This window comes from Youngiibacter fragilis 232.1, from assembly GCF_000495435.3.
In the GTDB taxonomy this organism is placed as follows: Bacteria; Bacillota; Clostridia; order Clostridiales; family Clostridiaceae; genus Youngiibacter; species Youngiibacter fragilis.
Genome location: NZ_AXUN02000201.1, coordinates 1 through 6,470, shown reverse-complemented (window position 1 = coordinate 6,470; position 6,470 = coordinate 1). Strand labels below are relative to the sequence as shown.

Annotated in this window: 8 protein-coding genes; 5 read left to right on the top strand and 3 right to left on the bottom strand. The window is 50.4% G+C overall.

Going from position 1 to position 6,470, the window contains the following annotated elements:
* The 3 genes from T472_RS15075 to T472_RS15065 form a co-directional block, all read right to left on the bottom strand.
* On the bottom strand, positions 1-588 hold a 588-nt coding region (locus T472_RS15075), incomplete at its 3' end, for a ferritin-like domain-containing protein (RefSeq protein WP_023863683.1).
* A gap of 125 nt (positions 589-713) precedes the next feature.
* Entirely contained in the window at positions 714-1,214 is a 501-nt protein-coding gene (locus T472_RS15070; protein ID WP_023863682.1) for a hypothetical protein, read from the bottom strand.
* A 3-nt stretch (positions 1,215-1,217) separates the two neighbouring features.
* A complete protein-coding gene (locus tag T472_RS15065; protein WP_023863680.1) occupies positions 1,218-2,123 on the bottom strand; it encodes a prephenate dehydrogenase in 906 nt (301 codons plus the stop codon).
* Positions 2,124-2,405: 282 nt separating this feature from the next.
* Here T472_RS15065 and T472_RS15060 point away from each other — a divergent pair, with 282 nt between their 5' ends.
* The 5 genes from T472_RS15060 (at position 2,406) to T472_RS15040 (ending at position 6,411) form a co-directional block, all read left to right on the top strand.
* On the top strand, positions 2,406-3,587 hold the full coding sequence (locus T472_RS15060; RefSeq protein WP_023387058.1) for an acetate/propionate family kinase: 1,182 nt from the start codon (positions 2,406-2,408) through the stop codon (positions 3,585-3,587).
* 216 nt (positions 3,588-3,803) lie between these two features.
* A complete protein-coding gene (locus tag T472_RS15055; protein ID WP_040907857.1) occupies positions 3,804-4,073 on the top strand; it encodes a TM1266 family iron-only hydrogenase system putative regulator in 270 nt (89 codons plus the stop codon).
* Positions 4,070-5,089: an ABC transporter substrate-binding protein gene (locus T472_RS15050; protein ID WP_023387056.1), complete on the top strand. Its 1,020-nt coding sequence runs from the start codon at positions 4,070-4,072 to the stop codon at positions 5,087-5,089. The genes T472_RS15055 and T472_RS15050 overlap by 4 nt, the downstream gene beginning before the upstream one ends.
* On the top strand, positions 5,079-5,831 hold the full coding sequence (locus T472_RS15045) for an ABC transporter permease (RefSeq protein WP_023387054.1): 753 nt from the start codon (positions 5,079-5,081) through the stop codon (positions 5,829-5,831). The genes T472_RS15050 and T472_RS15045 overlap by 11 nt, the downstream gene beginning before the upstream one ends.
* Position 5,832: 1 nt before the next feature.
* A complete protein-coding gene (locus tag T472_RS15040; protein ID WP_023387051.1) occupies positions 5,833-6,411 on the top strand; it encodes an ATP-binding cassette domain-containing protein in 579 nt (192 codons plus the stop codon).
* Positions 6,412-6,470 lie beyond the last annotated feature (59 nt).

Here is a 6,470-nt window from a genome sequence, read left to right as displayed (position 1 = left end):
CTGCTGATTGGTCTGCACTCCGTTGCCCCTTGTCCCTCTTCCGCCTCTGTTGACTCCGCCCTGTCCGATCCCTGTTCCTGCCTGTCCATCCGCTGCCCTCTCAAAGGCTGCCAGGTGGCTTTCAGATGCCTTCATAAGGTTCTCGAATACGAACCCCACGTCATCAGGAAGGTCCAGCTTCAGGAATTCCTCGTACATCGCGATATTCTTTATCTCCGCTTCCACTCCTGCCTTATAGCTTTCCTCAAGTGTGGCAGGAAGCACCGTGTACTGGGATGGGTCTACTACAGGTAATTCAAGCTTGTATGCCTCGAACAGCGGTTCTAGTGCCGCTATGTGCCTCTCCTCTGCCTTCATGATATTTGTGAATGACCTTATGCTTCCGTATTCTGCAATTATAGTCTCATACTCAGCCTTGGCCAGGTACTCGTCCTCAAGGGTGTACTTGAGCATCTTCTCGATCTCTGTTGTCGGGTTAGCCGCTGCTCCTGCCGCTCCGAAGTCTGCCTCCGCTGCAAATGCTGTTCCTGATAGTCCGAATGCCGCCGCTAGTATAGCCGTTGTAAAAACCTTCAAATTCTTTTTCATTTTCATTATCTCCTTTTTGTTAAGGCCTCATGACCTTTCTATGTTTTCATTCTACTCAGGAGATGTGAGGGGTTTGTGATGGTTTGGTACCGGCACTTCGGCAGGATTGTGGCAGATATGAGTGATTAGTCTTCGCACTCCATCTCAGAATCTTCAATTGACCTCAGCATGCTCTCATGCAGAAGGTAGTGGTTTAAGAGCTTCTCAAGGGTACTCTGCTCCTCCTCGAAGGCTTCGGAGGTAAGAGAACAGATGAAGTCCTCACCTTTTTCAGTCAATGCTGTGTATACCATGTCCGTGACAGCATCAGTTCCTTCATCACCGCCATCTATCAGGGTTATGGTATGAAGGACCACATAGTCTTCCGATGTCCTTGTGAAACCAATGGCTTCATTCTTCTCATAGGTAGAGACTACCCATACCTCAGGACCCGGATCGCTCCTGAAGTCAGTCCTGAAGATGCAGCCAATCTCGGCGAAGCCTGAATCAGAGTATATCAGGTCGCAGCTCCATAGCCCAATCCACTCGTATTCCCTTGTGGGACAGAGAAGCGGAAACACCCTGTCAGGTGGTGCAGAGAGCTTCTGTACATATCTGAAGGATCTTCTTATCGCATTCTTCCTCATTTCCTACTGCTCCTGATGACCAGTCGCCTGCTCCTGATGACCAGTCGCTTGCTCCTGTTGTACAGTCGCTTGCTGCCTTGCGTCCAGGAGCTCCTTCCTTTCCCTGCCTTCCCTGAGAAGCGATTTCAGCATCACCTTGTCCTCTGATTCCAGCGCATCCCTGTATTCCACGAGCCTTCCTATCATTGAGTCTATCTCATGCAGCAGATTGTCCTTGTTCTCGAGGAAGAGCTCAGTCCACATGTGCTCGTTTAGCCTTGCGACCCTTGTCAGGTCCCTGAAGCTCCCTGCGGAGAAGCCCTTGTGCTCAAGGGCTGAAGGGCTCTTGACGAAGGCGCTTGATACCACATGGGCAAGCTGGGATGAGTAGGCTATTATCCTGTCATGGGCTTGAGGGGTGGTTACCTTTATGGCACCGAAGCCAAGGCTCCTGAAGAAGTCAGATACCCATACGAGCTCTGGATCCCCAAGCTTCTCTATCGGTGTCAGGATCATGGATGCGTTCTTGAACAGGGTCCATTTGGAATGGTCAAAGCCTGAATACTCGATTCCAGCCATGGGATGTCCGCCGAGGAACCTGAAGCCCTTCCCTTTGGCGAAAGGCTCAAGAGTATCGCAGACCAGCTCCTTGATGCCTCCGCAGTCAACGACCATGCCGCCCTTCCTGAATAGGTCACCTCTTTTGGTCACGTATTCGATTGTGTCCTTCGGGTAAAGCGCTATTATCACAAGGTCCATTGTCCCGAGGAGTGAATCCTCAAGGATGCCCCTTATTACACCCTCGTCAATTGCCCTGCCTGTTACTGACATGTCAATGTCCCATCCGTAGACCTCATTGCCCTCCACATGACCGCATGCCTTGGCCATGGAGCCGCCTATAAGTCCCAGTCCTACAATTCCTATCCTCATCTGTCAAGGTCCTCCCGAATCGGCGTCATACCTGTATAAATTCCGCCTAAGCCGCATAATGATGCGATATTTTTCTCATAATGTATCATTTATGACCTTCAAAGTCAAACAGCTGGTTACTCCCGAATATCCACCACTCAAGGCTTCCATTATCCCTTGCCTGATGGCTGCCATAGCCGCACGATGAAATTCCCTTTATACGGTATTTGGGTCGATTCTCCATGTACCCATGTGATATACTTGAATTGATGGAAAATTTCGAATACATGGAGGTGACATGGGTTGAACATACTAGTGGTCAATGTAGGAAGCTCAACCATTAAGTACCAGCTGTTCGACATGGAGACTGAATCAGTCGTCTGCAAGGGACTTCTGGACAAGGTTGGGATAAGGGGCTCCACTTTGGAGCACAAGCATCCGGGTAAGGATACCATAAGGATTGATAAGGACATCGATGACCATAAGACCGGAATGGACCTGATCCTCAAGGTGCTTCTTGGAGACGGGACTGAAGAGGTGCATGTCGATGCCGTAGGCCACAGGGTCGTACATGGCGGAGAAAGCTTCAGCTCCTCTGTAGTCATTGACGAATCGGTAATAAAGGTAATAGAGGACTGCAGCAGCCTTGCTCCACTTCACAATCCTCCAAACCTCATGGGCATAAGGTCCTGCATGGGGCTCCTGCCTGGAATTCCACATGTCGCCGTATTTGACACAGCATTCCACCAGACCATGAAGCCTGAGAACTACCTCTACGCCCTCCCAAGGGAAGCTTACGAGAAGTACAAGGTAAGGAGATACGGCTTCCATGGCACCTCCCATGAATTCGTGTCGCAGGAGGCTGCAAAGATCCTCGGCAAGCCATATGGAGAATGCAGGATGATAACCCTTCACCTTGGAAGCGGAGCCAGCATGGCCGCCATAAGGAACGGTCTCGTGGTGGATACCAGCATGGGCTTCACGCCACTTGAAGGTCTTGTCATGGGAACGAGGACAGGAGACATGGATCCAGCCATAGTATGCTACCTCATGGATAAGCTTGGTCTCAGCCCAGGCGAGATGGACAGCTACCTGAACAAGAAATCAGGACTCCTGGGTCTTTCCGGAGTATCGGCCGACCTCAGGTATGTCATTGAGGCTGCCGATTCAGGGGACATACATGCTAAGGAGGCCCTGGAGGTCTACTGCCTCAGGATAAAGGGATATGTAGGAAACTACATGGCTAAGCTAAACGGCTGCGACTGCCTCGTGTTCACGGCAGGAGTCGGTGAAAACAGCTCCCTTGTCAGGGAAAGGGTACTCGAGAACATGGATGCACTTGGAATCGGGCTTGACAGGGAAAAGAACCGAGCAGGCTGCATGAACTGCGACATATCACTTCCGGGAACCCCGGTAAGGATCTATGTGGTCCCGACGAACGAGGAGCTCATGATCGCAAGGGAGACCCTGGAGCTTGTGAGATAACAGGATTCCCATATATTTGCCTTATCTCGGGAATATTTGCAATTAACGCCATGTACAGATTGACATTTTTATAACAATTAACTAATATTAAGTCAAGTGAATATCTTCAGTCCTGAGCCATTTGGGTACGTCCCGGATGGGAAGGCGATGGAATCGGTAGGAATATCCGCATCCGCGCCCTCATGGCGCGGATATTTTTTTGAAGGAGGATGTGACATGGAATCCAGGATCTCGGTCATCAGCATCATCGTCGAGGATACTGAAAAATCATCTGAAGTCAACGAGCTTCTCCATGAGTTCGGAAGCTACGTAGTTGGCAGGATGGGAATACCCTACAAGGAGCGCGGAGTATCAATAATCTGCGTGGTCCTCGACGCCCCCGGAGACATAACGAGCTCCCTTTCAGGAAAGCTCGGGATGATCAGGGGAGTCAGCACAAAGACGATAGTAGCCAAGCAGAACAGAAAAGAGGAGGCAAACAGATGAAAAAGGTCATATCAGCAATAGTTTCAGTACTTCTTGCAGGTGCAGCATTCTCAGGCTGCCAGGCAAAGACAGCCACCCCCACAGCCACCACCGCACCTTCCGTGACAGCGACTGCTGCGCCTGAAAAGGTTGAGATCAGGATAGGCGGACTGAAGGGACCTACCTCAATGGGAATGGTCGAGCTCATGGAAGCGGATGAAAAGGGAACCTCCAAAAACGCCTATACCTTCACCATAGCAGGCTCAGCTGACGAGCTCACACCAAAGCTCGTACAGGGTGAGCTGGACATAGCTGCAGTTCCCGCAAACCTCGCATCGGTACTCTACAACAATACCAAAAAGGCCGTAAGCCTTTTGGCCGTCAACACCCTTGGAGTCGTGTACATATTGGAGACAGGAAATGAGATACAGGCGCTCTCTGACCTTAAGGGCAAGACCATATATGCAACCGGAAAGGGTTCAACCCCTGAATATAACCTCAGGTATCTCCTCAAGGAAAACGGACTCGACCCGGACAAGGATATCACTATCGAATGGAAGACTGAGCCAACAGAAGTTGTTGCCCTTCTGTCCGGCGAAAAGGGCGGAATAGCGATGATGCCCCAGCCTTATGTCACAGTAGCCCAGGGGTCTGTGAAGAATCTTAGGATAGCAGTTGACCTCACAGAAAGCTGGGACAAGCTCAACAACGGAAGTACCCTTATTACCGGAGTACTCATAGTAAGGAACGAATTCGCTGAAAAGCACCCTGAAGAGCTTCAGGCATTCCTATCTGAGTACAAGAAATCAACCGAATACGTGAATGCGAACATCAAGGAAGCATCACTGCTTGTTGAGAAGTTCGGAATAGTTAAGGCGGCAGTTGCAGAAAAGGCAATCCCCTACTGCCATATCACCTACATGGAAGGCGCAGAGATGAAGACGGCAATGGAAGGCTATCTCAAAGTCCTCTTCGAACAGAACCCTAAATCGGTAGGCGGAGCCCTCCCGGGTGCCGACTTCTACTATGAAAAATAAGGTAAGGTTTGAAAAGGCCATTTCCATTGCCTTTGCCCTTACAGTATGGCAGCTGCTGGCAACCGCCATAGGAAAGAACATACTGCTTGTCACGCCTTTTGAGGTCATGGTAAGGCTTGCCGAGCTGGTAGTAACGAAGGATTTCCTTGCTTCTGTAATGTTCTCCTTCGTGAGGATAGTTTCAGGGTATCTACTGGCACTCGCAGCTGGAAGCGCCCTTGCAGCCCTTGCAGGAAAGCACCACATGGCTGAGGTTCTCCTCTGGCCGTTCATGACAGCTATAAAGTCAGTGCCTGTGGCCTCCTTCATAATCCTGTGCCTCATCTGGCTCAGCTCAGGAAGCCTCGGCATATTCATCTCATTCCTGATGGTCTTACCCATAATCTACACGAACATGCTGCATGGTATCAGAAGCACCGACAGGAATATGCTGGAGATGGCCAGGATATTCAACGTGACAAGGCTCAGGAGACTCAAGTACATATACCTTCCACAGCTAAAGCCCTATATAGTATCAGCCTGCAGCGTGTCAATAGGGCTGTCCTGGAAGGCCGGCATAGCAGCCGAGGTAATAGGGATCCCGGCGGGCTCCATAGGCGAGAGGCTCTATGAGGCGAAGATCTACCTTGACTCTGCCGACCTTTTCGCCTGGACCGCAGTTATAGTTGCAGTGAGCGTACTGTTCGAGAAGCTGTTCCTGCACCTTGTCAAGGTATCCTATGCAAGACTGGAGAGGACGTAGAATGGACATCAAAGTAACAGGGATAAGAAAGAGCTTCGGGGACAAGAATGTCCTTGATGGGTTCGATGCCGTGATAAAGGAAAACAGGCTGACCTGCATCATGGGACCCTCCGGCTGTGGGAAGACCACCCTGCTCTACATGCTCATGGGCCTTGAACCACAGGATGAAGGGACGATCTATGGGATACCAGATAAGAAGAGCGCTGTCTTCCAGGAAGACAGGCTCTGTGAAAGCTTCAATGCAGTCTCAAACGTAAGGATGGTCTGCGGGAAAGGGATGACTGACTCTGTCATCGCCAATCATCTCCAAAGCATAGGGATCGTGGACCTGACCCAGCCTGTCAGGGAGTTCAGCGGAGGAATGAAAAGGAGGGTCGCCATAGTAAGGGCGATCCTCGCCAAAAGCGATATCCTGTTTCTTGATGAACCCTTCAAAGGGCTTGACGACGACACTAAGAGCCTTGTCATGGAATATGTGGCCGAGAATACCAGAAACCGGACAGTCATACTCGTGACCCACAGCCTTGATGAGGTAAGGGCTTTGGATTGTGACATGATACTGATGGGTGAGAAGGAATAGCTAAGACTGAAGGGAATGGGTGCAAATGCATTCATTCCCGAGAGTGTAGAAAATTTTGT

Coding starts and splice junctions, on each gene's coding strand:
- T472_RS15050 (WP_023387056.1), top strand. CDS start 4,070: ATGAAAAAGGTCATATCAGCAATAGTTTCAGTACTTCTTGCAGGTGCA.
- T472_RS15055 (WP_040907857.1), top strand. CDS start 3,804: ATGGAATCCAGGATCTCGGTCATCAGCATCATCGTCGAGGATACTGAA.
- T472_RS15065 (WP_023863680.1), bottom strand. CDS start 2,123: ATGAGGATAGGAATTGTAGGACTGGGACTTATAGGCGGCTCCATGGCC.
- T472_RS15040 (WP_023387051.1), top strand. CDS start 5,833: ATGGACATCAAAGTAACAGGGATAAGAAAGAGCTTCGGGGACAAGAAT.
- T472_RS15045 (WP_023387054.1), top strand. CDS start 5,079: ATGAAAAATAAGGTAAGGTTTGAAAAGGCCATTTCCATTGCCTTTGCC.
- T472_RS15070 (WP_023863682.1), bottom strand. CDS start 1,214: ATGAGGAAGAATGCGATAAGAAGATCCTTCAGATATGTACAGAAGCTC.